This window comes from Arthrobacter sp. DNA4 (assembly GCF_024362385.1).
Taxonomy (GTDB): domain Bacteria; phylum Actinomycetota; class Actinomycetes; order Actinomycetales; family Micrococcaceae; genus Arthrobacter.
Window position 1 is genome coordinate 2,859,626 of the sequence record NZ_CP101466.1, and the last position, 25,788, is coordinate 2,885,413.

A 25,788-nucleotide genomic window follows, 5' to 3' on the forward strand; every position below is an offset into this window, starting at 1 on the left:
ATGGGACCTTTGCTTGTGGGGGTCTGGGGTTCGGGCTGCCTGGGTGGCCCGGGCGCCGCGGCCGTCCAGGAATGTGCCGCTTCCGTCGATGGTGGCGCCGGGCAACCCGAGCAGTATGCCAGCCCCGGCTGTGCGTTTGCTGGACGGCAGCTGTCCGCGGGGTTGCTCGACCACGGTATGCAGCACGGGCCTCCGGGCTGCGGACGGTAAATTTACTCCATGAACTTCGACCACGGCACCCCCGCGCCCACCCTCAAGTCCCGAATCCACGGCTCCCTGCTGGGCGGGGCGCTGGGCGACGCCCTGGGCTACGCCGTGGAATCCGATTCCATCGCTGCGATCCGACAGCGCTTCGGGGCGCAGGGCCTGGCTGGCTTTGAGGACCTGCAGGGCCCGTGCCATTTTTCCGACGACACCCAGCTGACCCTGTACACGGTGGATGGGCTGGTGGAGGCACTGGAGTGGGCCAACTCCGGCGTGGGCGCGGACGTGAACGCCTGTCTTTGGCTGGCCTACCTGCGCTGGCTGGCCACCCAGGGTGAGGAGGCCGGGCCGTCCGCCCCGGCACCCCAGCCCCGCTGGATCGACGGCAACGAGGTGCTCCGGCAGCGCAGGCGTCCCGAGGAAGACTGCATTTCCGGGCTTGCCACCGGTGAGATGGGAACCATCATCCGCCCGGTGAACCCCGGAGCCAGGGGCGCCGGCACGGTGATGCGTTCGGCACCGTTTGGGCTGGTGCCGCACATCACGCCCGACGCCGTCTATAAGCTAAGTGCCGACGCCGCCGCCCTGACGCACGGGCATCCTTCAGCCCGGCAGAGTGCGGGCATCTTCAGCCTCCTGATCCACCGGCTGGTGTCCGGCGAGGGCCTGCGGGACGCCGCCGCCGGGGTTACGGCGCACGCCGGCGCCCTTGTGGACGTTGCCCCGGAGCTGCCGGAGCGCCTTGAGGCCGCCCTCGGGCTCGCGGACAAGGCGCTCGTCGGCCCCGAAGAACTGCTCCAGGTGCTGGGCGGGGGCCGGACAGCGGAGGAAGCACTCGCCGTCGCGCTTTATGCCGTCATGGCCGCTGCCCCGGCCGACGGGGCGGACACACAGCCCGTTGACCATTTCCGTCGTGCCATGGCCGTTGCCGTGAACCACAGCGGCCCCAGCGATACCGCGGGTTCGCTGGCAGGAAACATCCTGGGAGCCTTGTACGGTGAGGACTGCCTCCCCGCGCAGTGGCTTGAATCCCTGGAAGCGCCGGAGGTGATCCGCGGCATGGCCGATCAGCTGGTGAAGGTTACGACCGGCGAAGACTGAGGTTATTGCAGGCTTCGCAGACGTCCTCCGGGATCACTCCGCGTCGCTGGAGAAACCCGAAGATGGTGCATCCCAGGCAGAACCCGGCGAAGGCCTCGAGCGAGGCAGCAACCACCAGGACGCCCAGGAGCGTCCAGGCTGCCGGTGCCGCACCGGCGGCGAAAAGGAGCAGGGCGGCGGTGGATACTGCCGCACCGATGCCCTGGGCGAAGCGTTTGGGCGGCCCGGGAACGAGCTTCACCTTTCCCAGCCGGGGGGTGATCACCTTGACCGACAGCAGGGCCAGGGGCGAAATCCGCGGGCCGAAGAGCAGCCGCAGCCAGAATCCGACGGCGATGGCCGCCAGCCCCCATCCTGAATTTGCCACCGCGGTGATGACGGCGAGCAGCACCACGAGCGCTGCCGTGGTGCGGGCGGCGTATTCGTTGACGGGGTTGGGAAAAGTGAACAGGGAGGCCATCCCGCAAGGGTAGGAGCCACCCGCCGGAGCGGCCAAGCTTTGTTGCGCCGGATGACTGTGCGCGGCCCCGCCGGGGATCAGGCGTTGACGGCAGGTGCGCGGGCGCCGGCCCAGGCTTCCCCGGGACCATCGAGCGGCCCCCGGGCATCCCCGCCGCCCACCATCTGCAGGAACTCCCCCTCGGACAGCACTTCAATGGCCTGCCCCCGGTCGTGAAGCTCCAGGACCCGGCGCGCCTTGCCGGTGAGCCTGCCCGAGCGAAGGTCCGAGGCAACGAACCCGTCTCCCACCACCAGGACGGTGGTCCGCGCGGTGACCCGGCTCTCGGTCCGCGCCCCGCACCGGGCCGACCGCAGTTTGGCGTCCGGACGGTTGATGGAGAGCTGCCCGGTGAACACCACCGTCTGGGCGTACAACGGGTGCCCGGGCTCGGCGTCCAGGTTGGGCTCCGGGTTCAGTCCTTCCTCCGGCCAGCCGGACTGGAACCGGCGGACCAAGGCGGCCCCGTTGCCGGAGTTGCCTGCCAGCGCCGCGAGGCTGGGCTTTGACAGGTCGTCCGTGGCGGGGTCGAAGGCCTGCTGCCGCGGCATTGCCAGCCCCAGGGACAGGTAGAGTTCGGCGATGCTGTTGGCACCGTTGCGGCCGGCGATGTCGACGAGGATGCCGGCGCAGGCACGGGCATCCTCCGCGGCGTCGTGGTGGTTGACCAGCGGGACGCCCGCTTCCTCGGCGGCGAAGGGCAGGGAATTGGACACCAGCGAGTAGCAGCGACGGGACAGCATGACGGTGCAGACGTAGTCATAGGCGGGGCCGGGGAGGCCGGAGACTTCCAGCGCCGAGCGGATCACGCCGAGGTCGAAGGCGGCGTTGTGCGCGGCCAGCACGTCGTCGCCGATAAATGCGCCGATTTCGGGGAACAGGTCGCCAAAGCGGGGCGCGCCGGCGACGTCAGCGGCAGTGATGCCGTGGATCCTGACGTTGTTGTGGTCGAAGGAGTCGTATCCCGCCGGCGGACGCATCAGCCAGGAGGCCTCCTCAACGATCCGGCCTCCCCTCACCTTGGTCAGCCCCACCGAGCACGGGGAGCCACGGAAGCCGTTGGCCGTTTCGAAGTCGATCGCCGTAAAGTCCAAACCCACGGCCCCTACCTTACCGCCGCGGACCCCCGGCCCCGGGGAGCACAGGCCCGTCAAGTACCCTTGAGGGGTGAACTTTCCTGTGATGAATGACCTCGCTGTGTCCATGGTGGGCGGTGCGGGACCGGTCCAGCCGAAAATGGCTTCCTTCCTGCCCGATTGGCTGAACCCCCAGGTCTTCCTGGCCGATCCCGCGCTGGCCCCCTGGGTGGTCCTGCTGGTGTGCGGCATCATCTTCGCCGAGACCGGCCTGCTCATCGGTTTCTTCCTGCCGGGCGATTCCATGCTGTTCACGGCGGGCCTGCTGGTGGCCACCGGCACCACCAAGTTCAACATCTTCGCGTTCGCCGCGTTGATCGTGGTGTCCGCGATCATTGGCAACCAGGCCGGCTACCTGATCGGATCCAAGGCCGGCCCCGCCATCTTCAACAGGCCCAACTCCAAACTGTTCAAGCGCGAAAATGTCGAGAGCGCCCACGCATTCTTCGAAAAGCACGGCGGCAAGGCACTGATCCTGGCCCGCTTCGTGCCCATCATCCGTACTTTCGTGCCCGTGATCGTCGGCGTGGCGCAGATGAGCAAGCGAAAGTTCTTCATTTACAACGTCATCGGCGCGGTGCTGTGGGGCGGCGGCGTCACGCTCCTCGGCTATCTGCTGGGCGACAAGGTCCCGTGGGTCCGCGACAACCTTGACATTATCTTCATCGTCATCGTGCTGGTCTCGGTGGTCCCCATCGGCATCGAGCTCCTGCGCGGGCTGTCCGCACGGCGGCAGGCGAAGGCGTACGGCACCGACACCGTCGACGAGTACATCGAAGAACACGAACCGGAAGAGGAGCAGAAGACTCCCCGGAACATCCATCGCGGCCGGTCGGAGTAGCAGTCCTCCGCCCGCTCCCCACACCCAAAAAGGTGCGCACCCCGCCGGGGTGCGCACCTTTTTTGCTGGTTCCGTTCGGCGGGTTCCCGCGGCCCGGCCTCGTGTCCTAGCCTGCCGCCTCCAATGCCGCCACGATGGACGGCAGCAGCGCCCGGAAGGCCTTGCCGCGGTGGCTGATGGCGTTCTTCTCCTCGGCGGACAGCTCGGCGCAGCTGCGTTCCTCGCCCGTCGGCTGCAGCACGGGGTCGTAGCCGAAACCACCGGCACCGCGCGGTTCACGCAGGAGGATGCCCTCCAGCTGCCCGTACTCCACCACCTCGCGCCCGGGGCCCTCCGCGTCCGCGGGCATGGCCAGGGCGGCGGCGCACACAAACGCGGCACCGCGGTGCTCGTCGGGAACATCGGACAGCTGGTTCAGCAGGAGTTCCAGGTTGGCGGCATCGTCACCGTGCCGTCCCGACCAGCGGGCGGAGAAGATGCCCGGGGCCCCGCCCATGACGTCCACGGCCAGGCCGGAGTCGTCGGCGATGGCCACCAGGCCGGTGGCCCCGGCCACCGCACGCGCCTTCAGCAGGGAGTTCTCGGCGAACGTCACTCCGGTCTCGACGACGTCCGGCGCACCCGCCGCAGCGGCGTCCACCACCTGGGTGTCGACGTCGAGCCCTGGCACCTGTCCGCGCAGCAGCTCACGGAGTTCGCTGAGTTTGCCTTTGTTGTGTGTGGCGAGCACCAGCCGGGGAGCCACACCGGTCACAGGGTGTCCGCGAGGGTCTCGCGCTGGATGGCAGCCAGCTGGGCGGTGCCCAGCAGCGCGAGGTCCAGGAGCTGGTTCAGCTCGTCCCGGTCGAAGGGCGCACCCTCAGCAGTGCCCTGGACTTCGACGAACTTGCCGGAGCCGGTGACCACCACGTTCATGTCGGTCTCCGCACGGACGTCCTCCACGTAGGGCAGGTCAAGCATGGGGACGCCGTCGATGATTCCCACCGAGACTGCCGCGATGGTGTCGATGAGCGGCTGGGCATTCCTGGCGATGAGCTTGGTGTCGCGGGCAAACCGGATGGCGTCGGCCAGGGCAACGTAGGCGCCGGTGATGGCTGCCGTGCGGGTGCCGCCGTCGGCCTGCAGGACGTCGCAGTCGAGCACGATGGTGTTCTCGCCCAGTGCCTTGGTGTCGATGATGGAGCGCAGAGAACGCCCGATCAGGCGGGAGATCTCGTGCGTGCGGCCGCCGATCTTTCCCTTGACGGATTCGCGGTCCGAACGCGTGTTGGTGGCGCGCGGCAGCATGGCGTACTCGGCCGTGACCCAGCCGCGGCCCTCGCCCTTGAGCCAGCGCGGGACCCCGGCGGTCAGTGATGCCGTGCACAGGACCCTGGTGTTGCCGAATTCGATCAGCGCCGATCCCTCAGCCTGGTTGGACCATCCGCGGGTAATGCTGATGGGCCGGAGCTGGTCGGGGGCGCGGCCATCGGCGCGCACAATGGGTACTGCTGTTGCTTCAGATGTCATGCCTTTAGCTTATCGAGTGCCGGTGCGGCAGGCAGGCGCTGTGGAATCAGGCGCTGGAATCAGGGGCAGCTAGATCGTGTAGTGCACGCCCGCCACGGCAACCGCAACGTCGCCGGGAAACACCGGGCGGGCTTCGGCCATCACGGTGGTCTGGGACGTCCACACCGGGATGTGGGTCAGCAGGAGCCGACGCGCGCCCGCTGCCGCTGCGGCCTCCCCGGCCCGCTTGCCCGTCAGGTGCACATCGTTGATGCCGTCATCACGGCCCTCTTCGAAGGCTGCCTCGCACAGGAAGAGGTCCGCGTCCTTGGCGGCTTCCTCGAGCCCTGCGCAGGAATCGGTGTCCCCGGAATAGGTCAGGACCCGGGACACCGGGCTGCCGTCCTTGCCGGGCTCCACCACTTCCACCCGGAGGGCATAGGCCTCCTCAATGGGGTGGTTGACGGCGAACGGGGTGATGGTGAACGGCCCCACGGTCACGGGTTCGCGTTCGGTCCAGTTGGTGAAGTCAAACTCTTCGTGCATGCCGGGATCCAGGGGCAGGCCGTAGGCGGTGGCCATCCGGTCTGCCGTGGCGGCGGGCCCCCACACGGGAATCCGGCCGCGGCCCCAGCCGCCGGGCTTCCAGCGGATGGCAACGTGCAGCCCGCACAGGTCCATGCAGTGGTCAGGGTGCAGGTGGGTGAGGAAGATCGCGTCGATGTCCTCCAGGTCCGTGTAGCGCTGGATGGCCCCCAGTGCCCCGCTGCCGAGGTCCATCACCACCTTCCAGGTCCGCTCGCCGTCGGTGGCGGTCAGGAGGTAGCACGATGCCGGGGAGCCGGGCCCGGGAAAAGAGCCCGTGCATCCCACGATGGTCAGCTTCACTGGGCGGACCCTCCGCCGCGGCGCGCCCCGGCAAGACCGCCGCCCACGAAGTTGGAGATCCGGGGACGGTTGCGCGCGCTTTGGGCGGCTGCAATCATCTCAGGGGTTATCCGGGCCAGGCTGCCCGTGGGGTACTGCGCGGCTACATGGTCCACGTGCCGGACTGACAATACTTCCGGTCCCAGGAACCGCCGGGCGAGCGCCTCGAACTGCCCGGCGTCACCGGTGGCGACGAAGTGGTGCTCGGGCGGAGCCGCCAAGGTGCGCTGCAGGTTGTGGGTGGCCAGGGCGCGGTAGACGTCCTTGGCGGTCTCCTCCGCGCTGGAGACCAGCGTGACGTCGGCGCCCATGACGTAGGAGATGACGCCCGTCAGCAGCGGGTAGTGGGTGCAGCCCAGGACCACGGTGTCCACCCCGGCGGCCTTCAGCGGTGCCAGGTATTCCTCCGCGACGGCGAGCAGCGCCGGGCCCGTGGTGATTCCGGCCTCCACGTAGCTGACGAACTCCGGGCACGCCACCGACGTGATGTCCAGGTCCGGGGCCGCGGCGAAGGTGTCCTCGTACGCGCGGGACCCCACCGTTGCGGACGTGCCGATCACGCCCACCTTTCCGGTGCGGGTGGCGGCAACGGCACGCCGGACGGCAGGCTGGATGACCTCGATGACGGGGATGCCGTACTTGGCGGTGTAGCGCTCCCGGGCGTCCCGCAGGACAGCGGCCGACGCCGAGTTGCAGGCGATGGTGAGCAGCTTGACGCCGGAGTCCACCAGTTCGTCCATCACACCCAGTGCGTTGGCCCGCACTTCGGCGATGGGGAGCGGCCCGTACGGCCCGTGCGCGGTGTCCCCCACGTAGAGGATGGACTCGTTGGGAAGCTGGTCAATGATGGAGCGGGCCACGGTGAGGCCGCCGACACCGGAATCGAAGACGCCGATGGGGCGGGCTTCCGGGGCAGCGGCCGGCAGCGCGCCTTCGCCGGAGTCAGGCTGCGTTTCTGCCGGTGGTTCCATGCTCGGGGCTGTTGTCATGATTATTCGAGGATAGGGGGTCCCGGAAGCGTCAGCCATCATCTTGTGTCCGGTAACTCATGTCTGCTGTGTCACAGCGCACGGCCTCCCCCGGGCCGCCGGAGCTCACCGCCGGGGTTCCATGGACTGCAGCATGGCCTGGACGAGGGACTCCTGCAGCCAGGTGGTGAAGTTGTACACCAGCGCCAGGTAGCTCTCCACATCCTCGGCCTGGGACCAGTCCTGCATGCGGTGGACGTGCTCGGCGTCTGCCTCGTCCCGGATGTCCAGCCGCTCCGCCAGGACCAGCCGCACGTCGTTCAACGCCATCGACCAGTGGCGGGCCCCCTCGGGGGTCAGTACGATCTCGTCCTTGTCCAGGTCCAAAGCAGCCGCGCGGAGGGCGCCGATCTTTGTTTCCCGCAGTGAACGCTCGGTGAGCTGGCGGAACTCAAGGGACGCGGCGCCGTCGTCCTTCACCACGTTGGGCAGCAGCCTCTTGACGGCACGGTCCGTGGGTTCGGCCACGTCCATGTCCAGGCCGATGAGTGCCGCCAGCGGGTCCTGCCCTGTGCGGTCCTCGGGCTGGAGCATGGACACGACGTCATCGATGAGGCTGCGGAGCAGGTCCCGTTCAGCGGGTTCCAGGTAGCCCGTGATGCCTTTGAGCCCGTATTTGAATGCCTTAGCCACGCTTCCCCTTACCCTGGCCCGGACCGCCGGACTTGCCTGAATTGCCGCCCGTGCCGCCGCTGGCTTTTTCCACCGTGGCCCAGAGCCCGAAACCGTGCATGGCCACGGCGTGGCGCTCCACCTGTTCCTTGCTGCCCGAAGCAACGATGGAACGGCCCTTCTTGTGGACTTCCATCATGAGCTTGTTGGCTTTGCTTTCCGCGTAGCCAAAGTAGCTTTGGAAAACGTAGCTGACATAGCTCATCAGGTTGACGGGATCGTTCCAGATCACCAGGTTCCAGGGGATGTCCGGGGCGGTCAGGGAGTCGGTGGACTCTGCTGTGCCGGTCCGGATGCCCTCCTGTGTATCAGGGCCGGGCGCAACGCTTATGGTCATCTGTCCATTCTATGTGGATGCCCACTAGAGTGACTTCCGTGAGCACCTCAGCCGGTTGGGACCATCCCCGCACGTCCTTTTATACCGACCACTACGAGCTGACCATGCTGCAGGCGTCCCTCTATTCCGGGGCCGCGCACCGCAGGTCAGTGTTCGAGGCGTTCGCGCGGCGGCTGCCCGACGGCCGGCGCTACGGGATCGTTGCCGGCACCGGACGGCTCCTGGAAGGCATCGCCAACTTCCGTTTCGGCGAGGCGGAACTGGATTTCCTGGAGCGCACCCAGGTGGTCAACCAGGAAACGCTGGAGTATCTGGCCAATTACAAATTCTCCGGGGACATCTGGGGCTACGCCGAGGGAGAAGCGTATTTTCCCAACTCCCCCATCCTGGTGGTGGAGGCCTCCTTCGCCGAGGCCTGCATGCTGGAGACCTACCTGCTGTCCGTGCTCAACCACGACACCGCCATCGCCTCCGCCGCGTCCCGGATGGTCAGCGCTGCGGGCGGCCGTCCCTGCATCGAAATGGGATCCCGGCGCACCCACGAGGAGGCCGCCACCGCATCGGCGCGTGCGGCAATCATCGCCGGCTTTGACAGCACGTCCAACCTGGAGGCTGGCATCCGCTACGGCGTGAAAACCGTGGGGACTGCAGCCCACTCGTTCACCCTGCTGCACGACACCGAGCGGGAGGCCTTCGAGGCCCAGATTGCCTCGCTCGGCGCGGGCACCTCCCTGCTGGTGGACACGTACGACGTCGAAAAGGCCGTCCGCACGGCTGTGGAACTGGCGGGGCCGCGGCTGGGCGCCGTCCGGCTTGACTCGGGCGACCTGGTGGCCCAGGCCCAGTGGGTACGCCGCCTCCTGGACGACCTCGGCAACGAGCACACGAAGATCGTGGTGACCTCGGACCTGGACGAGTACGCCATCGCAGCCCTGCAGTCAGCCCCTGTGGACTCCTACGGCGTGGGCACCTCGCTGGTGACCGGTTCAGGCGCCCCGACGGCGAGCATGGTCTACAAACTCGTCAGCCGCACGGACGACGACGGCAACTTCGTCTCCGTTGCCAAGGCGGCCAAGAACAAGGCCAGCGTGGGCGGCCGCAAGTACGCCCTGCGGAAGCTGGACGAACGCGGTACCGCCACCGCCGAGGTGGTGGGAGTGGGCCACCGGCCCGAGGACGACGGCAACGACCGTGCGTTGCTGCAGCAGTTCATGAAGAACGGTGAATTGCTGCCGGGCTGGACCGGGCACGAAGGCGTTATGCGCGCACGGCAGCGCCACGCAGATTCCATGGCTGAGCTGCCGCCGGTGGTCAACCGCCTGCAGCGCGGCGAGGCCGCGATCCCCACCATCTACGAGGAGCACTGATGTCGCGCGCTTTGATCATCGTGGACGTGCAGAACGATTTCTGCGAGGGCGGCTCGCTCGCCGTTCCGGGCGGAGCCGCAGTTGCAGGCGCCATCACCGAGTACCTGGACGCCCACCACAGTGAATTCGACCATGTGGTGGCCACCCAGGACTGGCACATCGACCCCGGCAGCCACTTTTCCGATACGCCCGATTACAAGGACAGCTGGCCCCGGCACTGCGTGGCAGGCACCCGCGGAGCCGAACTCCACCCGGACCTGGACACGGAGTACGTCGATGCGTACTTCCGGAAAGGCCAGTTCGCCGCCGCCTACTCAGGCTTCGAGGGCCTGCTGGCACCTGAGGACGCCGTCCCCACCGGGGAACGGCAGCCCGGCGGCCTGCCCGGCGCCCAAGCCGAGCTGGAAGCCGATGAGGACGCCATCGGCCTCGATGACTGGCTGCAGAGCCATGACGTGGAGGACGTGGTGGTGGTTGGCATCGCCACCGACTACTGCGTGAAGGCCACAGCCCTGGACGCCGTCCAGGCCGGCTACGGCGTCACTGTGGTGCGGTCGCTGACCGCCGGGATCGCCGAGGACCTGGAAGACGCCGTTGCCGAGATGGAACTCGGCGGGGCGGACATCGCCTAGCGCGCTATTTGCGGCCCACGAACCAGTCCTGGAGCTTACGCAGCCGGGACTTCAGCTGCTCCTCGTTGGCCTGGGCCACGGGCGGCCCGCCACAGACCGTGCGCAGCTTGGTGTGCACCACCCCGTGCGGGGTTCCGGTCCGGGCAGCCCAGGCGGCCACGTTCTTGGCCAGTTCGTTGCGCAGGTCCATCAGCATGCGGTGGTCCGGAACGGCAGGAACCTGCTGGGCGTCCGCGGCCGGGGCCTTCCGGTTCTTGCGGTTCAGCTGCTCATGCTGGCGCTGGCGCAGCAGCGTTCCCACCTGCTCGGCGTCCAGCAGCCCGGGGATGCCCAGGAAGTCCATTTCGTCGTCGGACCCCACTTCGCCGCCGGTGCCGAACTCGCCGCCGTCGAACAGCACCCGGTCAAAGGACGCCCGGGAGTCCAGCGCTTCGAACTTGCCCTTCGTGAGGCTGTCGGAGGCCTTCTCTTCGCGGTTGGCCTCGTCCATCAGCGAGTCTTCAGGGTTGAAGAGGCCGTCGCCGTCTTCCTTCTCGGGCCGGTCCAGCGCGTGGTCCCGCTCCATCTCCATGGAGTTGGCCAGCGCCATCAGCTGCGGCACGGAGGGCAGGAACACCGACGCCGTTTCGCCCCTCTTGCGGGCACGCACGAAACGGCCCACGGCCTGGGCGAAGAACAGCGGCGTGGACGTTGACGTGGCGTAGACGCCCACGGACAGCCGGGGCACGTCGACGCCTTCGGACACCATGCGGACAGCCACCATCCAGCGCTTGTCGCCGGCGGAAAATTCCTCGATCTTACTGGAGGCCTTGGCGTCATCGGAGAGGATGACGGTGGGCGACTCCCCGGTGATCTTCTTCAGCTGGCCGGCGTACGCACGGGCGTCCTCGTGGTCGGTGGCGATGACCAGGCCGCCGGCATCCGGCACGGTGCGCCGGACTTCGCTGAGCCGCCTGTCCGCACCGGCCAGGACAGCGGGGATCCACTCCCCTGCCGGGTTCAGGGCGGTCCGCCAGGCGTGGCTGGTGATGTCCTTGGTCACGGCCGCCTCGCCCAGGGAGGCGGCCATTTCCTCGCCCGCGCTGGTGCGCCAGCGCATCTGGCCGGAGTAGGCCATGAACATCACGGGCCGGACCACGTGGTCGCGGAGGGCGTTGCCATAGCCGTAGGTGTAGTCGGCCTTGGAGCGCCGGATGCCGTCACGGTCTTCGGCGTACTCCACGAACGGGATGGGTGAGGTGTCCGAGCGGAACGGCGTACCGGTCAGGGACAGGCGGCGCACCGCGGGATCGAATGCCTCACGCAGGCCGTCGCCCCAGGACAGGGCCTCGCCGCCGTGGTGGATCTCGTCCAGGATCACCAGGGTGCGGGCAGCCTCGGTCTTGGCGCGGTGCAGCAGGGGTTTGCTGGCCACCTGCGCGTAGGTGACGGCGACGCCAATGAAGCCGCGGCCGTGCTGGCCGTCCGAGTTCTTGAAGTTGGGGTCGATGGCGATCCCCACCTTGGCGGCAGCATCCGCCCACTGGCGCTTCAGGTGGTCGGTGGGGGCAACAATGGTCACGCGGTTCACTGCCCCGGAGTCGATCAGCGTGGAAGCAATCCGCAGCGCGAACGTTGTCTTACCTGCACCCGGGGTTGCTACCGCAAGGAAGTCGCGCGGACTGCTCGCAAGATAGCGGTCAAGGGCTTCCTGCTGCCAGGCACGGAGTTTCGGGGCGGTTCCCCAAGCTGCACGTTCCGGGTAGGCCGGAGGCAGGGTGGGGCCGCCAAAGAGCGTCTCCGTCACTACTTGTTGTTGCCCGAGCCGCCCGGACCCTTCCCGCCGTCGTTGCCCGGGCGGAGGCCATCATAGACTTCCTTGCACTCGGGGCAGACAGGGAATTTCTTCGGGTCCCGGCCCGGGGTCCACACCTTGCCGCACAGGGCAATGACGGGCTCCCCGGTCATGGCGGACTCCATGATCTTTTCCTTCCGCACATAGTGCGAGAAGCGCTCCCGGTCCCCCGGCTCCACTTCCGGGCGCAGTTCCTCGCGCTCAATGGTGGCCGTGGACGTTCCAGCCCCGGAAAGCTCGCGCATCGGGTCGTTTTCGAGAGGGTCCGTCATGCTAGTCATGGCATCCATCTTAGCCGTTCCCCCGGCCTGACGTTCGACGGCGGCACGCCCGCGCCGGGGTCCCGCACCGGCCGCCGTCGTACTTTTGGACGCTGTCACGCCGCTCCCGCAGGCGCCGTCACAGCCCCTGCCACGCGGGCTTGTTCTCGTACGTGTGGCGGTAGAAATCCGCAAGTTTCAGGGCCGAGGCGGCCGCCTCGTCCAGCAGGACCGTGGCATGCGGATGGAACTGCAGCACCGACGCGGGACAGATGGCGGCCACCGGTCCCTCCACGAAATCGCGGACCGCCTGCGCCTTTTGCGCCCCTGTGGCCAGGAGGACCACGTGGCGCGCCGCCATGATGGTGCCCAGCCCCTGGGTGAGGACGTGGTGCGGCACCTCCGCCAGGTTGGTGAAGAACCTGGCATTGTCCCGGCGTGTCTGCTCGATCAGGCTCTTGATCCGCGTCCGCGACGCGAAGGAGGAGCCTGGTTCGTTAAAGCCGATGTGCCCGTCAGTGCCCACGCCCAGCAGCTGCAGGTCCACGCCACCGGCTGCGGCGATGGCCTGTTCGTACGCCTCGCAGGCAGCCGGGATGTCGGTGGCGGTTCCGTCGGGGCCGTGGACATTCTCCGGTGCGATGTTCACGCGGTCCGTGAATTCCCGGCGTATCACCTCCCGGTAGGACTCGGGGTGGCCGGCAGGCAGGCCCACGTACTCGTCCAGCGCGAACGCGGACGCCCTGCTGAAGTCCAGGCCCCGTTCATGGCGCGCGGCAAGTTCGTCATAGACGGGCAGCGGTGATGACCCCGTGGCCAGGCCAAGGACCGCGTCCGGCTTGCGGCGGACCAGCTGTTCAATGGCGTCTGCCGCAAGTCTTCCGATCTGCCTGCTGCCGCCGAGTATCACGACTTCCATGGTGCTCCTTTCCTGGAACTGTCAGCGGTTGACTGTGACCTGCGCCAGGAGTTCCGGCCCGCGGGCCTCCAGCCACCTGCCGCCCAGCCGGACGCCGGCCCCGAAAAGGACCAGGCCCAGGACGGTTCCCACCGCGAAGTTGAGCCAGCCGAACAGGATGTTGCCCGTCACCGCCTGGGCAACCAGCAGCGCAGCCTCCGGCAGGACCAGCACCATCAGGACCAGCATTCCCACGAACTGCACGGCCAGGGTCTGCCCAACGTTGCCTGGCGGTTTCTTAAACGGGCTGTCCCCCGGCAGCGGTACGGTGACGGTGTACCGGGCCGATACCACCGAGGAAAGGCCCAGGCCGGTAAAAAGGATCCCCAGGCTGAATCCCAGCTGGCCGGGCAGTGCCGCCCAGTTACCCGTGAAGGCGGCGTAACCGACCGAGAACACCAGCACCACGGGCAGCGCAAAGGTCATGCACGCCAGTGCCCGGCCCAGCCGGTCCGCCACCCCACGGACACCGGTGGCCAGGTGCAGGGCAAACGCGGTGTTGTCATAGGAGACGTCGGCGGAGATGGACCAGGCCAGGATGAAGGCGGACACCGGGGCAAGGAAAGCCAGGCTGCCATAGCTGCCCGTCTGCGTCCCCTGGAACGCCAGGACCACCGGGAGCAGCGGGATGACCACCAGGGAACCCGAGTACCGCGGGTCCCGGAGCCAGTAGGTGAGCGACCTGGCCATCACGGCGCCGGCCGGGGTGGGCGGCAGGACGCCGAACAATCCCAGCCTGCCGCCCCTGCGCTTCCCCGCGCCGGCATACGGCGGGGTGACCAGTGCCCGTTCGAGCAGCAGCTTCCAGCACCAGGCCAGGGCGCCGAGGACCGCCACCGATACCAGCAGCTTCACCGCGGCCTGCCCGGGCCGGCCCGACGCGATGTCGCCGCCGAGTGACCATGGCGCCCCGAGCGGCGTCCAGGACAAGGCCCGGGCGAACTCGGGCAGGAACCCGGTGGATGCCGGGATGCCGCGGCCAACCCCTGCCACGATGGGGCCCAGCAGGACCAGCGGCACCATGAACGCAATGGCACTGATGTCCTTGAAGCGCCGGGAAGCCGCCAGGCTGGCTGTTGCGGTGGTGACCACCTTGGCCAGCACAATACAGGTCATGACACCCAGGCACGCCCCGGCCAAAGCGGCGAGCGCGGGGAGCACGCCCCGGGACCAGGTGACTACCGTGGACAGTGACACCAGTGCGGTGGCCAGGCCCGGGATGCCGATCAGGCCGCCGAGGGCAAGGCCGGCGAGCATCTGCTTCATGGGGATCGCAAAAGTGGTGAAGCGGGCCGGATCGAGTGTCATGTCCGTGGCCGATGCCACCACCGGAACCACGGCCCAGCCCAGGACCGCGGCGGAGCCGCCCAGGACCACGGCAGTGTGGGCGGTGACCGGCCCGGCGTTGCGCAGCAGGACAAGGGCGATGACAAGCGTTGCCACCACGCCCAGGGCGTAGAGCCCGGCGATGGCCATCCCCACCAGCTGCCAGGGGCTGCGGCGCAGTCCGTTGCGGAGCAGCGTGAGCTTGAGCCTTAGAAGGTGCGCAACCATTCCAGCCCCTCCGTGTGGCTGTGGCCGCCGACCAGCTGCACGAACCGGTCCTCCAGCGAGGCTCCGGCGCGCACCTCATCCACCGTGCCCGCGGCCAGCAGCCGGCCTTTGGCCACCACCGCCACGTGGTCGCACATCCGCTGTACCAGGTCCATCACGTGGCTGGACACGATGACCGTTCCGCCGGAGTCCACGTACCGGTCCAGGATGGAGCGGATGTTCGCTGCAGACACAGGGTCAACGGCTTCGAAGGGCTCGTCCAGGACCAGGAGCCGCGGGGCGTGGATGAGCGCAGAGGCGAGGGCAATCTTCTTGGTCATGCCCGCCGAGTAGTCCACCACCAGTGTTCCGGCGTCCTGGCTGAGGTCCATGGCGGCCAGCAGCTCCCCCACCCGTGCGGCCACCACGGCCTTATCCATGCCGCGCAGCAGTCCGGCATACGTAATCAGCTGCTCTCCCGTCAGCCGGTCGAAGAGCCTGACCCCGTCGGGCAGGATCCCCATGAGCCGCTTCGCTTCGAGGGGGTGCTGCCAGACGTCGACGCCGTGCACCACGGCGGTGCCGAAGTCCGGGCGCAGGAGGCCGGTGGCCATGGACAGCGTGGTGGTCTTGCCTGCACCGTTGGGTCCCACAATGCCGAAGAATGAACCCGCCGGGACGTCCAGGCTGATACCGTCCACCGCGATCTTGCCGCCAAACCTTTTGGCCAGCCCGCGGATGGACAGGGCCGCCACGGGGCCGGGATTCGACGCCTGGTCAGGCATGGGAGCAGTCATGGTGCCAGCCTAGTCCGCGGGCCGTCGCTGCGGGGGTGCGAAACTAACCTCATGGACATTGCCCTGGGCCTGCTGGTGATCGTTGCGGTGGTGTGCGCCGGCAGCGCGGTGGGGCGGAAGCTCAATCTCCCGGTTCCCCTGCTCCTGGTCCTGGCGGGCGTGGCGGGATCCTTCCTGCCGTTCATCCCGCCGGTCGAGCTGAATCCTGAACTGGTCCTGGTTGGCCTGCTGCCCCCGCTGCTCTACGCCGCCGCGTTCCGCACATCGTTGTTCGACTTCACATCGAACCGCCGGTCCATCGGGCTCCTGTCCGTGGGCTATGTCATCTTCGGCACACTGGGGGTTGGGGCGGTGGTCTGGTGGCTGTTCCCGGAAATCCCGCTGGCCGCCGCCATCGCCCTCGGTGCGGTGGTGGCTCCCCCGGACGCCGTGGCGGCCACGGCGATCGCACGGAAGGTGGGCATGCCCCGCCGGATCGTCAACATCCTCGAAGGCGAGTCCCTGGTCAATGACGCCACGGCGCTGGTGTGCCTGCGCGCGGCCGTGGCCGCAATCGCCGGCTCGGTGTCCGCACTGGATGTGGCCGGCGGCTTCGTGGTGGCGGCCGGCGGCGGGCTGGCGGTGGGCCTCGCCGCCGCGTACATCCTGACAGAAATCCGGAAACGGATCAGCAACGTGGCCATCAACACCTCCACGTCGCTGATGGCCCCTTTCGTAGCCTTCCTTCCCGCCGAGGCCATCCATGCCTCCGGTGTGCTCGCCGTCGTCGTCACCGGCCTGGTGATGGGCACCAAGGCACCGTCCATGCCCAACGGAGCCGCGCGGCAAAGCGCCCGCAGCAACTGGGACACGGTGCAGTTCCTCCTGGAGAACTCCGTGTTCCTGCTGATCGGCCTGCAGGTCCGGACCATCATCGACAGCGTCCAGGACGATTCCCTGGGCGCGGGCCGGGTGTGGCTTGGCTGCGCGGTGATCCTGGTGGCCGTGCTGGTGCTGAGGCCCATCTGGGTCTTTCCCGCCACATACCTCCCCCGCCTGATTCCTTCCGTGCAGCGCAAGGACCCCGCGCCGCCATGGCAGTTTCCCGCCATCGTGTCCTGGGCGGGGATGCGTGGCGTAGTCACCCTGGCTGCCGTGCTCACGCTGCCCGATGACCTGGAACACCGCAACGTCCTGGTCCTGGCCGCCATGGTGGTGGTGGTAGCACCCTGGTGCTGCAGGGCTTTACGTTGCCGCCCTGGTCCGCGCCCTGGGTGTGCCCGGGCCGGACAGGCGCGAGGATGCGCTGAACCAGGCCTCACTGATGCAGCTGGCCACCACTGCGGGTATGGAGCGCCTGGAGAAGCTTCGCCGGGACAACGACCCCCCGGAGGTCATGGACATGCTGCGGCGGCGGACCCAGGAGCGGGGACTGGCAGCTTGGGAACGCCTGGGCAGGCCCGCGGCAGAGGCGGCCACCCCCAGCCAACGGTACGCCCAGCTGCGAATGGCCATGCTGGAAGCCGAACGTGAAAAAGTCCTGGAACTCAGGCGCGGCGGGGACTTTGCCCATGAGGTCCTCAGCGAAGTCCTGGAGCGGCTGGATGTGGAAGAGTCCATGCTCGATGCCTCCCTCAACGAACTGGACTCCGCTGCCGACGGCGGTGGCGGTGAAGGGCTGTCCCAGCCCGGCGGCGTCTGCGGCCACCTGACGGCGGCCATGCCGGCACCGCTCCCCGACAACCCGGCATGTGCAGGCTGCGAACGGGAGGGCACCACACCGGTGCACCTGCGCATGTGCCTTGCCTGCGGACACGTTGGCTGCTGCGACTCCTCGGCGGGACGTCACGCCAGCCGCCACTTCAAGGAAACCGGTCACCCCGTCATGCGCAGCATCGAACCCGGCGAAGAATGGCGCTGGTGCTACGTGGACGACCTGCTCGGGTGACGGGCGGCCTTCACGGCGCCTTGCGGATCCGGATCGGCCCCTTTGCCGTGGCGGGATCGACGACGGACCCGCCCTGGGTGATGTGGACCTGGTAGCATCAACCAGGCGCCGCGCGGCTTCGCGGGCGGCTCCATGAGGTGCCGCCAGTCGTCGCCGCCCACCGCCCTGGCCGCATCGGACGGGCAGATGGTGGACGTTGCCGCCCGGGAAGCCAGCAGTTCCAGGATTTTTGCTTCCAGCTGCCGCCCAACCGGCGTGTCCGGGCCGTCCCCGCCAGCGTGTGCCATGCCTGGTTCCGTCTTCACGGGATGGGGCTCAGAAGGTCCGCCGCGGGATGGCCCGCTCGTACTGGGGCGGCCAGGCCATGTCGTGGCCCAGTTCGAACGCGGCCCGGAGCCACCAGTGGGGATCGCGCAGCGCGGCCCGGGCAATGAAGACGCCGTCGGCCTGGCCGGTGGCGATCGCGTGCTCCGCCTGTTCCGGCGTGGTGACCAGGCCAACCGTGCCGGTGGCGATTCCTGCCTCCGAGCGGATGGCGGCGGAGAACCCGGTCTGGTAGCCCAGGCCCGGCTTGATCTGCTGGTGTGCCACCGCCCCGCCGCTGGAAACGTCCACCAGGTCCACGCCGCGGGCCGCCGCCTCACGGGCCAGGCGGACCGATGCTGCCTGGTCCACCCCGCCCGGCGCCCAATCGGTGGCCGAGATCCGTAGCAGCAGGGGCATGGAATCGGGAATCACGGCGCGGATGGCGTCAACCACGGCCAGCATCAGCCGGTTGCGGCCGGCCTCGTCCCCGCCCCACTCGTCGTCACGCTGGTTGATCAGCGGGCTTTGGAACTGGTGAAGGAGGTAGCCGTGCGCCCCGTGGATCTCCATGGTGTCGAAGCCCGCGGCCACCGCGCGTTCGGCGGCGGCGGCAAAATCGGCGATGACGCCGTGGATTTGATCCACGGTCATGGCTGCGGGCGCCGCGTAGCCCTCGAACGAGGTGGTGGACGGACCAACGGTGTCCCACCCGCCTTCGGCGGCGGGAACACTGCCGTGCTTACCGGAGAAGGGCCAGAACGTGGACGCTTTCCGGCCCGCGTGGGCCAGCTGCACGCCGATTTTGGTGCGGGCAGTACCGTTCCGGTGGACGAAGGAAATGATCCGCTGCCAGGCTTCCGCCTGCTCGTCGTTGTACAGGCCGGCATCCCGGGGGCTGATCCGGCCTTCGGCGTTCACGGCCGCGGCTTCCGTGAGGATCATCGCCGCGCCGCCCACGGCAAAGCCGCCCAGGTGCACCAGGTGCCAGTCGTTCGGAACCCCCGGGGCGTCGTCGGGATCGCAGCTGTACTGGCACATGGGCGACACCCAGCCCCGGTGCTGCAGCTCCATGGACCGCAGCGCCAGCGGCTGGAACAGGGCCGGCACTAGAACAGCACCCGGGCCAGCGCCTGGCGCGCCTTGGCCACGCGCCCGTCGCCGGCGCCCACCACCTCGAACAGTTCCAGCAGCCGCACCCGTGCGGTCTCACGCTCCGGACCGAAATTCCTTCCGATGAAGGCCACCAGCCGGTTCAGGGCGTCCTCCACATGGCCGCCGGCCACGTCCAGGTCCGCCACCCCAAGCTGGGCTTCCAGGTTGTCCGGCTCATTCGCCGCCAGCGTACGCAGCGCTTCACTGTCCTGGGCAGACACGGACTGCAGCCGGTCCATCAGCTCCACCTGGGCCAGGCCGGCCTTGGCTTCATGGTCCGACGGCATTTCCTTCAGCGCCTGGCGATAGGCCTCTGCCGCGGCGGCGTAATCGCCGGCTTCGATGGCGTCGTAGGCCGCCTGGTGCAGCGGCGGCAGCGGCGCCGGCTCCTGCTCAGCGGCACCGCCGGCGTCCAGGCTTCCGGTGACGCCGTTGGCTGCAGCCACCTTGAGGAGTTCGTCGAAGAGGCTGCGCACCTGCTGCTCCTCCGCAGACCCCTGGAAGAGCGGTACCGGCTGCCCCTTCAGGACGGCGACGGCGGTGGGGACGGCCTGCACCTGGAAGGCCTGGGCAAGCTGCGGGAAAGCTTCGATGTCGGCGGCGCCCAGGACCAGGCGGCCGCCGTAGCTGGCCACGACGCGGTCGAGGGTCTCCACCATCCTGCCGGACTCCGGCGAGTAAGAAGCCCACAGCGCGAACACCACCGGAACCTGCGCGGACAGTTCCACCAACTGCTGGAAGTTCGCTTCGGTGACGTTAACCTTGAGCTCAGGTCCGCCTGCCGCCGCCCCCGGCTGCCCTTCCTGCGCCACCCCTGCCGGAGGCCCCGACGGGGGCCCGGACGGAGCTGTACCGGAAGGAGCTGCGGGGCGCTTCAGTGAGGAAAGGTCGACGGCGCCGCGCAGGTTAAGCAGGTTGGCAGCGGCGGGAGGGACTGGGCGGGAAGCTGGCGAACTCATGTTTCCCACTCTAGCCACTCCGGCCGCTGCCGGTGGTAATGCAGTCAGGCGCTACTTGAAGCTGGCGCCGACCAGGCCGCGGGTTGCGGCAACGAGCTTCATCGGGTCCGTCGATCCTGCCGGCGGCACGTAGACAGCCATCGATTCGGCGAAGTTCAACACCATGCCCGTGGTGGTTTCCTTGCCACCGGCCAGGGCTGCGGCATCGTCACCGATGCTGAGCTTGTCGCCGGCGGCCTTCGGGGTGCCTTCGAAGCCGAAGTTGATCCGGCCCAGGACCAGTGCCCCGCCGTCGGAGGTCCGGAACACCACGGTGCTCTCGGGTACCACCTTGTGGGTGAAGGAGAAGTTGCCGTTCTCGCCGGCCTTGACCACCTCTGCCTGGTAGGACAGGGTGTCGGCGATGTACGGCGAGGAGTCGCCCTCGACCAGCTTGTCCTTGAACGGCGAGTCCGCGGACGTGAGCCTGTCGGCCAGGCCGGACATTGCTTCCTCGCCGCTGTAGAGCAGCCCGGACTTGTCCGACGCGGCCAGGGTGTCGGTGCCGCCCCGGCTGATGTTCGGGAACGTGGTTCCCGGCTGCAGGGGCGTGGTTTCCATGAGCTTGTAGTTCTCGCGGGGCGACTGCTGAACCAGCGTCAGGATCTGCGGAACAACGTTGCCTTCGCCCTGGGTCACGGCCAGCACAGAACGCGGCCAGTCACGGTCGCTGGTGACAACCGTGGTCAGCAGCTTGGTGGAGCGCACGGGCATGCGTGGCTCGTAGGAACCCACCTGGGAGCGGATCTTGTAGTTCTGGGTGCGGATTTCCAGTTCGGGGCCGGCAACGCGGTCCGCGAGCTTGGCGGCGTCCTTGGCCGCGTCCCCGGCGTCGGTGGCGCTGGAGACCTGCTCCAGGATCCGGCGGAACTGTGCGTCCAGCAGGACAGGCGATCCTGCTGCTTCCTTCGCCGGCGATGAGGCACTGCCGGAAGGCTGGGGGCTGGGGCTGGCGGCCTGGGCGGCCGTGCCGGATGCAGCCAGCACTGCTGCTGCCACACCGGCTGCCACCATGGTGACCTTGGAGGACGACGACGGGTCCTGGTTCTGCGCCTTCCGGGCACGGGCGCGGGCAGCGAAGCCGGGGTCGCCGCCGCCTTCGCCCTCGCCTTCGCCGTTCTTCCGGCGGGCGGAGAGCAGCGCGAGGACGATTCCGCCCACGATCAGGAGGCTGCCCAGGACCATCAGCGGAACAGCCCACGGAGTGGACGTGTCATTTGGGAACGTCATGGACACGGTGGCCGGCGCAGGCTTGGTGCCGTCGGAGGCGAGCAGGAGGCTCCAGTCGCCGTCGGCGGGCGGGGTCCAGGTGTATTCAAGCTCGCCGCTGGCGTTCTCGTTGGACACCCAGAGGTCCGAACCTGCCGGGTTCGGTGCGGTGCCTTCGCCGTCGGCGTGCTCGACCTGGAGGGACTTTTCGTCCTCGGACACCCCGGTGATGGTGTTGTGGGCTGTCTTGCCCACCCAGGCGTCCACGTCATCCGGCCGGCCGGAGGCCAGCATGAAATTTCCGTCGCCCTGGATGTTGATCTTGACCGTCCCGCCGTGCAGGGTGCGCAGCTTCTGGTCAATGACGGTCAGCGGCGCAGCGGCGGCGCCGGCCGGCGCGGACGCGGTGAACGTCTCGGAGGGAGCCCAGATGGTTCTCTGGCCGATGCTTACCAAAAGTGTCAGGAGGCCGAGCAGCACAAGTGCGGCTGCAGTCTTTAAACGCAAGGGAAACACCTATCATCAGCGGGGGTTTGCCTTCAATAGTAACCTTTTTGTTACCAGCGCCCCCTTTTTTGCCCTTCCGCCCCGCCCGCGCCGGCCCGCGCGCGGCGCCTTCGGCTCGTGGTGACAAGCCTGCTGATAGTGTTTGCGATGATCATCACACCGGCCCGCGCAGGCGGTGCCACGCACGGAACAGGCCCCCAAATCCATTGACTGACAAGACGGACCCGTCCTCGGCTGCAGCCGGAATTCCAGGGGATCCCAGGGGCCCTGTTCCTGCCGCCGTTCCTCCGCTCGCCATGGCAGCACGGCGCGGGGGTTCAGCCGCTGCAGCCCTTGGCCATGTGGTCCGCCTGCTTCGCCAGCCATTGCCCGGCGCCCAGCCCAGGCTTCGGTTCGAGATGCCGCCGGAATACACCGGACAGGCTCCGGAGTCGGAACACGACGGTGACGATGAGCCGCAGTTCGGCCACCCCGGACCGCGCATGTCCCCCCAGCATCCGCTCTACATGGGCTTCATGGGCACCGTGGGCGTGGGACTGGCGCTGCTGGTCTACTGGATCGGTTCCCACACCACGCAGCTGCTGCTGTGGATCGTGGCGGCGCTGTTCATCGCCCTGGGCCTGGAACCGGTGGTGGGCTGGCTCGAAAACCGGAAGATCCCGCGGCCCGCCGGCATCCTGGTCTCCGTGGCAGTCCTGATGGGCGCGGTGGTCGGATTCTTTGCCACCCTCATTCCCACCATCGTTGAACAGGTCTCCGAAATCGTGCGGCAGGCGCCGGACTGGGTGCGCAACTTCATGGATTCGGATTTCTTCCGCAACGTTGATGACCAGTTCGGCGTGCGCGACCGGATCACCGAGGAACTGAACAAGTTCGTCAACGATCCCGCCGCGATGGGCGGCATTTTCGGCGGTGTACTGGGCTTCGGATCCACCGTGGCCAACAGCCTCTTCGGCGCCCTGATCGTCCTGGTCCTGAGCCTGTACTTCCTGGCAGCGCTGCCAGCCATGAAGAAGTGGGGCTACCGCCTGGCCCCGCGCTCCCGGCGGAAGCGGGTGGCCGCCCTCTCGGAGGAGATCACGCGGTCGGTGGGAAACTACGTGATCGGCCAGGCGTGCGTGGCCCTGCTCAACGCCACCTTCGCGTTCGTGGTGATGTCCATCGTCGGCATTCCATTCGCCCTGCTCCTGGCATTCGTGGTGGTCCTGCTGGCCTTCATCCCCCTGGTGGGCGGGATGATCGCGGGCATCGTGGTAACTCTCGTGTCCCTCACCGAGGGCTGGCAGGTGGCGGCCATCTACGCCATCTGCTACTTCGCATACCTGCAGTTCGAGGCGTACTTCATTTCACCGCGCATCATGCAGAAGGCCGTTGCAGTGCCGGGTGCCGTGGCGGTGATTTCCGTCATCGCCGGCGGCAGCCTGCTGGGTGTCCTGGGGGCCTTGATCGCCATCCCCACTGCCGCCGCCGTGCTGCTGCTGGTCCGGGAGATCTACATCGTCCGGCAGGACCAGCACTAGCACTGGGGGAAGCCTAGGCTCCGGCAGTCGCCGCCGGACCGTCCCATTCCTGCGGCAGCTCCGCACGGTCGGGGTCGGGACTGACAAGGGCCACAATGTCGTTCAGCACCCGGGCCGCGTACTTCTCCCCCACCCAGAGGTGCTTGGCCCCGGCCACGCCCACCACGCGTGCCTGGGGCACCAGGCTGAAGCGTTCGGTTGCCTCGGCCGGCTGCAGGAAGTCGTCATGCTCCGGTACCAGGACGGTGAGGGGCTTGCCCGATTCCGCCCACATCTGCAGGTGCTTGTCCGTGGCGCGGTGCAGCGGCGGCGAGAGCAGCACCGCACCCTCGATTTGTCCGGCCACCGGTTCCACGGCGCCGTACATCAGCGCCAGCTCGGTCCCGAACGACCATCCCACCAGCCAGCGGTTTGGCAGGCCCCGTTCGACGGCGAAGCGGACGGCTGCTTCCACGTCGTAGCGCTCGCCCACTCCCTCCTCGAAGGCGCCGCTGCTGGTGCCGCGCGGCGAGGCTGTGCCCCGGGTGTTGAAGCGCAGCACCGCGATGCCGGCCAGCGCCGGCAGCCGGTAGGAGGCCTTCCGGTAAACGTGGGAATCCATGAAGCCGCCGTGCGTGGGCAGCGGGTGGAGCGTGATCAGCGTGGCCTTGACCGGCCCCGACTCGGGCAGCGCCAGCTCCCCCACCAGCGTGTGGCCGTCCTCTGTCTGCAGCTCGATGTTCTCGCGCCGGGCAGGCAGGACAGTGGAGGCACGGATGGGAGCGGGGCCCTGGGTTGGGCTGAATTCGTACGACGCCGGATCAAAAGTCATGCCTGCCAGCTTAGCGACAGCGGAGGTTCTTCCGCCGCGCCGGGTCAGCGGTAGCGGTAGCTGCGCGTCATCCAGCAGTTGGTGTGCCAGTGCCGCCGTTCCGCGAGGCCTGCGGCAGCTCCAAAGAGGTGGTCATCCTTCCAGACCACCAGGTGGGCGATCCCGGGCAGTACGGCGGTGGAGCATTCCGGGCAGATGTAGGTCTTTTCGGCATTTTTGGCGGTCATGGTGCGCACCATCCACTCGCCGTCGGGAGCGCTTTCCCGGCGGGCGATTCCAGCCCGGGCACGCTCAAGGTCCAGTTCGGGAACGTCCGCGCTGCCCTTCCGGCCTGCGCCCCGGCCCGAAACAGGGCCCTTGCCGGAAGCGGGACGGCGGGGACGGTTGGAACGCGGCATGTCTCCATTCTGCCCCAGCCGGTCCGCACGCCGAGCCTAACCGTGGTGCCCCCGCCCTTCCGTGGCGTCCCTGCCGCTCCGCCCGGCCACCCGGCGTCGACCATGGTCTGCCGGAGCCCACGCGATAGTCTGTACGGCGTGCGACTCGTCATAGCCCATTGCTCCGTTGATTACGTTGGCCGGCTAAAGGCCCATCTCCCCCTCGCCACCCGGCTCCTGCTGGTGAAGGCGGACGGCTCCGTGCTGGTGCACTCCGACGGCGGTTCCTACAAGCCGCTGAACTGGATGAGCCCGCCGGCAACCCTGCGCGTTACATCCCCGGACGAAGTGGACCTCGAACTGGGCGTGGTGGAGCAGTGGACCGTGCAGTCGGCCAAGACCGATGACCGGCTCATCATCAACATCCACGAGAAGGTCAGCGAGTCCTCCCACGACCTAGGCGTGGACCCCGGGCTGATCAAGGACGGTGTGGAAGCGGACCTGCAGCGGTTGCTGGCCGACCAGATTGAAACGCTGGGCCAGGGCTACTCCCTGATCAGGCGCGAGTACTTCACCGCGATCGGCCCCGTGGACATCCTGGCCCGGGACGCCGACGGTGCCACAGTGGCCATTGAACTCAAGCGCCGCGGGGACATCGACGGCGTGGAGCAGCTGACCAGGTACCTGGAACTGCTCAACCGCGATCCCCTGCTGGCACCTGTCCGCGGGATTTTTGCAGCCCAGCAAATCAAGCCGCAGGCAAAGGTACTGGCCAACGACCGCGGGATCGACTGCGTCACCCTTGACTATGACGCCATGCGCGGAGTCGACGACAGCGAATCCCGGCTCTTCTAGAATTCCCTTTGTTGCTTCGGGCACCTAATTGGCGCTTTTCGAGACGGGGTTCCCTGTCACCTGTTTTTTTACCTAAATTTTTTCCTTTTTGCTGTTCGGGCCGTTGACCTGCGGGAACGGGCATGAAATTCTTATCTCAGTCTTTGTGTAGGTGTTTTTCATGCTCGCAAGACATGTTGCGAGCGCGAAGCTCCTGCAGCGCCGGACCTGTCCCAGGCAAGGCAACCCAGGATTCTTCTCGCGGAGTGACCAAGGTCGGCACGAGGTGTGCCGGTCTTAAAAAGTTCCACAATGAGGAGAAATAAATGGCACAGGGAACCGTCAAGTGGTTCAACGCTGAAAAGGGCTTCGGCTTCATCACCCCGGACGACTCCGATGGCGATGTCTTCGTTCACTACTCCGAGATCCAGACCGGCGGCTTCAAGACCCTCGACGAGAACCAGCGCGTTCAGTTCGAAATCGGCCAGGGTGCCAAGGGCCCCCAGGCAACCGGCGTAACTCTGGTCTAGTAC

26 protein-coding genes and 2 pseudogenes are annotated in these 25,788 nt (G+C 67.9%); 8 read left to right on the plus strand and 20 right to left on the minus strand.

Annotated features, from left to right (window positions below; translation table 11 throughout):
- The first annotated feature begins 219 nt into the window (after nucleotides 1-219).
- The gene (locus tag NMQ03_RS13150) at nucleotides 220-1,305 is read left to right on the plus strand and encodes an ADP-ribosylglycohydrolase family protein (protein ID WP_255172565.1); all 1,086 of its coding nucleotides are present in this window, start codon (nucleotides 220-222) and stop codon (nucleotides 1,303-1,305) included.
- Here NMQ03_RS13150 and NMQ03_RS13155 read toward each other — a convergent pair.
- Nucleotides 1,286-1,765, minus strand: a complete 480-nt coding sequence (locus tag NMQ03_RS13155; RefSeq protein WP_255172566.1) for a DUF4395 domain-containing protein — start codon at nucleotides 1,763-1,765, stop codon at nucleotides 1,286-1,288. The two genes, NMQ03_RS13150 and NMQ03_RS13155, sit on opposite strands and share 20 nt — an antisense overlap.
- A 77-nt stretch (nucleotides 1,766-1,842) precedes the next feature.
- On the minus strand, nucleotides 1,843-2,904 hold the full coding sequence (locus NMQ03_RS13160) for an exonuclease domain-containing protein (RefSeq protein WP_255172567.1): 1,062 nt from the start codon (nucleotides 2,902-2,904) through the stop codon (nucleotides 1,843-1,845).
- Nucleotides 2,905-2,986: 82 nt separating this feature from the next.
- Here NMQ03_RS13160 and NMQ03_RS13165 point away from each other — a divergent pair, with 82 nt between their 5' ends.
- On the plus strand, nucleotides 2,987-3,781 hold the full coding sequence (locus NMQ03_RS13165) for a VTT domain-containing protein (RefSeq protein ID WP_255175608.1): 795 nt from the start codon (nucleotides 2,987-2,989) through the stop codon (nucleotides 3,779-3,781).
- A 106-nt stretch (nucleotides 3,782-3,887) separates the two neighbouring features.
- Here the strand turns inward: NMQ03_RS13165 and rdgB are convergent, their stop codons facing one another.
- The 6 genes from rdgB to clpS all read right to left on the minus strand — a co-directional run bounded on the left by rdgB (nucleotide 3,888) and on the right by clpS (nucleotide 8,233).
- Nucleotides 3,888-4,535: an RdgB/HAM1 family non-canonical purine NTP pyrophosphatase gene (gene rdgB, locus NMQ03_RS13170; protein WP_255172568.1), complete on the minus strand. Its 648-nt coding sequence runs from the start codon at nucleotides 4,533-4,535 to the stop codon at nucleotides 3,888-3,890.
- Complete coding sequence (gene rph / locus NMQ03_RS13175) at nucleotides 4,532-5,290, minus strand: ribonuclease PH (protein ID WP_251046341.1); 759 nt, start codon at nucleotides 5,288-5,290, stop codon at nucleotides 4,532-4,534. Before rph ends, rdgB begins: the two co-directional genes overlap by 4 nt.
- A gap of 69 nt (nucleotides 5,291-5,359) precedes the next feature.
- On the minus strand, nucleotides 5,360-6,157 hold the full coding sequence (locus NMQ03_RS13180; RefSeq protein WP_159631670.1) for an MBL fold metallo-hydrolase: 798 nt from the start codon (nucleotides 6,155-6,157) through the stop codon (nucleotides 5,360-5,362).
- Nucleotides 6,154-7,224 (minus strand): glutamate racemase, encoded by a 1,071-nt coding sequence (murI, locus tag NMQ03_RS13185; protein WP_255175609.1) that lies wholly within the window; start codon nucleotides 7,222-7,224, stop codon nucleotides 6,154-6,156. Before murI ends, NMQ03_RS13180 begins: the two co-directional genes overlap by 4 nt.
- Nucleotides 7,225-7,290: 66 nt before the next feature.
- A complete protein-coding gene (locus tag NMQ03_RS13190; protein ID WP_255172569.1) occupies nucleotides 7,291-7,857 on the minus strand; it encodes a DUF2017 domain-containing protein in 567 nt (188 codons plus the stop codon).
- A complete protein-coding gene (gene clpS / locus NMQ03_RS13195) occupies nucleotides 7,850-8,233 on the minus strand; it encodes an ATP-dependent Clp protease adapter ClpS (RefSeq protein ID WP_255172570.1) in 384 nt (127 codons plus the stop codon). The genes NMQ03_RS13190 and clpS overlap by 8 nt, the downstream gene beginning before the upstream one ends.
- Nucleotides 8,234-8,271: 38 nt before the next feature.
- Between clpS and NMQ03_RS13200 the strand changes: the two genes are divergently transcribed.
- Both NMQ03_RS13200 and NMQ03_RS13205 read left to right on the plus strand, forming a co-directional pair.
- The gene (locus NMQ03_RS13200; RefSeq protein WP_255172571.1) at nucleotides 8,272-9,600 is read left to right on the plus strand and encodes a nicotinate phosphoribosyltransferase; all 1,329 of its coding nucleotides are present in this window, start codon (nucleotides 8,272-8,274) and stop codon (nucleotides 9,598-9,600) included.
- Nucleotides 9,600-10,232: an isochorismatase family protein gene (locus NMQ03_RS13205; RefSeq protein WP_255172572.1), complete on the plus strand. Its 633-nt coding sequence runs from the start codon at nucleotides 9,600-9,602 to the stop codon at nucleotides 10,230-10,232. Before NMQ03_RS13200 ends, NMQ03_RS13205 begins: the two co-directional genes overlap by 1 nt.
- Nucleotides 10,233-10,236: 4 nt before the next feature.
- On the opposite strand, the gene NMQ03_RS13210 is transcribed toward NMQ03_RS13205, so the two are convergent.
- The 5 genes from NMQ03_RS13210 to NMQ03_RS13230 form a co-directional block, all read right to left on the minus strand.
- Entirely contained in the window at nucleotides 10,237-12,018 is a 1,782-nt protein-coding gene (locus NMQ03_RS13210; protein ID WP_255172573.1) for a DEAD/DEAH box helicase, read from the minus strand.
- Complete coding sequence (locus NMQ03_RS13215; RefSeq protein WP_255172574.1) at nucleotides 12,018-12,356, minus strand: DUF3039 domain-containing protein; 339 nt, start codon at nucleotides 12,354-12,356, stop codon at nucleotides 12,018-12,020. The genes NMQ03_RS13210 and NMQ03_RS13215 overlap by 1 nt, the downstream gene beginning before the upstream one ends.
- Before the next feature lie 109 nt (nucleotides 12,357-12,465).
- Entirely contained in the window at nucleotides 12,466-13,245 is a 780-nt protein-coding gene (gene nagB / locus NMQ03_RS13220) for a glucosamine-6-phosphate deaminase (RefSeq protein ID WP_255172575.1), read from the minus strand.
- A 21-nt stretch (nucleotides 13,246-13,266) separates the two neighbouring features.
- A complete protein-coding gene (locus tag NMQ03_RS13225; RefSeq protein ID WP_255172576.1) occupies nucleotides 13,267-14,838 on the minus strand; it encodes a transporter in 1,572 nt (523 codons plus the stop codon).
- Nucleotides 14,820-15,614, minus strand: coding sequence for an ABC transporter ATP-binding protein (locus NMQ03_RS13230; RefSeq protein ID WP_255172577.1), 795 nt, complete (start codon nucleotides 15,612-15,614; stop codon nucleotides 14,820-14,822). The genes NMQ03_RS13225 and NMQ03_RS13230 overlap by 19 nt, the downstream gene beginning before the upstream one ends.
- A gap of 51 nt (nucleotides 15,615-15,665) precedes the next feature.
- Between NMQ03_RS13230 and NMQ03_RS13235 the strand changes: the two are divergent.
- Nucleotides 15,666-17,541 (plus strand): annotated as a pseudogene (locus tag NMQ03_RS13235) (Na+/H+ antiporter).
- Between the two features lie 10 nt (nucleotides 17,542-17,551).
- On the opposite strand, the gene NMQ03_RS21210 reads toward NMQ03_RS13235, so the two are convergent.
- The 5 genes and pseudogenes from NMQ03_RS21210 to NMQ03_RS13255 form a co-directional block, all read right to left on the minus strand.
- Nucleotides 17,552-17,623 (minus strand): DUF3253 domain-containing protein, encoded by a 72-nt coding sequence (locus tag NMQ03_RS21210; RefSeq protein ID WP_369693221.1) that lies wholly within the window; start codon nucleotides 17,621-17,623, stop codon nucleotides 17,552-17,554.
- Between the two features lie 97 nt (nucleotides 17,624-17,720).
- Nucleotides 17,721-17,828, minus strand: a pseudogene (locus NMQ03_RS21215) (DUF3253 domain-containing protein); the annotation flags it as partial.
- Between the two features lie 28 nt (nucleotides 17,829-17,856).
- Nucleotides 17,857-18,954, minus strand: a complete 1,098-nt coding sequence (locus tag NMQ03_RS13245; RefSeq protein WP_255172579.1) for an NADH:flavin oxidoreductase/NADH oxidase — start codon at nucleotides 18,952-18,954, stop codon at nucleotides 17,857-17,859.
- Complete coding sequence (locus NMQ03_RS13250) at nucleotides 18,954-19,958, minus strand: tetratricopeptide repeat protein (RefSeq protein WP_255172580.1); 1,005 nt, start codon at nucleotides 19,956-19,958, stop codon at nucleotides 18,954-18,956. The genes NMQ03_RS13245 and NMQ03_RS13250 overlap by 1 nt, the downstream gene beginning before the upstream one ends.
- A 51-nt stretch (nucleotides 19,959-20,009) precedes the next feature.
- Nucleotides 20,010-21,686 carry a hypothetical protein gene (locus NMQ03_RS13255; RefSeq protein ID WP_255175610.1) on the minus strand — a complete coding sequence of 559 codons (1,677 nt, stop codon included), beginning with the start codon at nucleotides 21,684-21,686 and terminating at the stop codon, nucleotides 20,010-20,012.
- Between the two features lie 323 nt (nucleotides 21,687-22,009).
- On the opposite strand from NMQ03_RS13255, the gene NMQ03_RS13260 reads away from it, so the two are divergent.
- Nucleotides 22,010-23,233 carry an AI-2E family transporter gene (locus NMQ03_RS13260; RefSeq protein ID WP_255172581.1) on the plus strand — a complete coding sequence of 408 codons (1,224 nt, stop codon included), beginning with the start codon at nucleotides 22,010-22,012 and terminating at the stop codon, nucleotides 23,231-23,233.
- A gap of 13 nt (nucleotides 23,234-23,246) precedes the next feature.
- Here NMQ03_RS13260 and NMQ03_RS13265 read toward each other — a convergent pair whose 3' ends face one another.
- Entirely contained in the window at nucleotides 23,247-24,044 is a 798-nt protein-coding gene (locus NMQ03_RS13265; protein WP_255172582.1) for an alpha/beta hydrolase, read from the minus strand.
- A gap of 44 nt (nucleotides 24,045-24,088) precedes the next feature.
- Nucleotides 24,089-24,442 carry an ATP/GTP-binding protein gene (locus NMQ03_RS13270; protein ID WP_159631654.1) on the minus strand — a complete coding sequence of 118 codons (354 nt, stop codon included), beginning with the start codon at nucleotides 24,440-24,442 and terminating at the stop codon, nucleotides 24,089-24,091.
- 138 nt (nucleotides 24,443-24,580) lie between these two features.
- On the opposite strand from NMQ03_RS13270, the gene nucS reads away from it, so the two are divergent.
- Nucleotides 24,581-25,276: an endonuclease NucS gene (gene nucS / locus NMQ03_RS13275; RefSeq protein WP_159631653.1), complete on the plus strand. Its 696-nt coding sequence runs from the start codon at nucleotides 24,581-24,583 to the stop codon at nucleotides 25,274-25,276.
- A 305-nt stretch (nucleotides 25,277-25,581) separates the two neighbouring features.
- The gene (locus NMQ03_RS13280; RefSeq protein WP_011692441.1) at nucleotides 25,582-25,785 is read left to right on the plus strand and encodes a cold-shock protein; all 204 of its coding nucleotides are present in this window, start codon (nucleotides 25,582-25,584) and stop codon (nucleotides 25,783-25,785) included.
- Nucleotides 25,786-25,788: the final 3 nt, after the last annotated feature.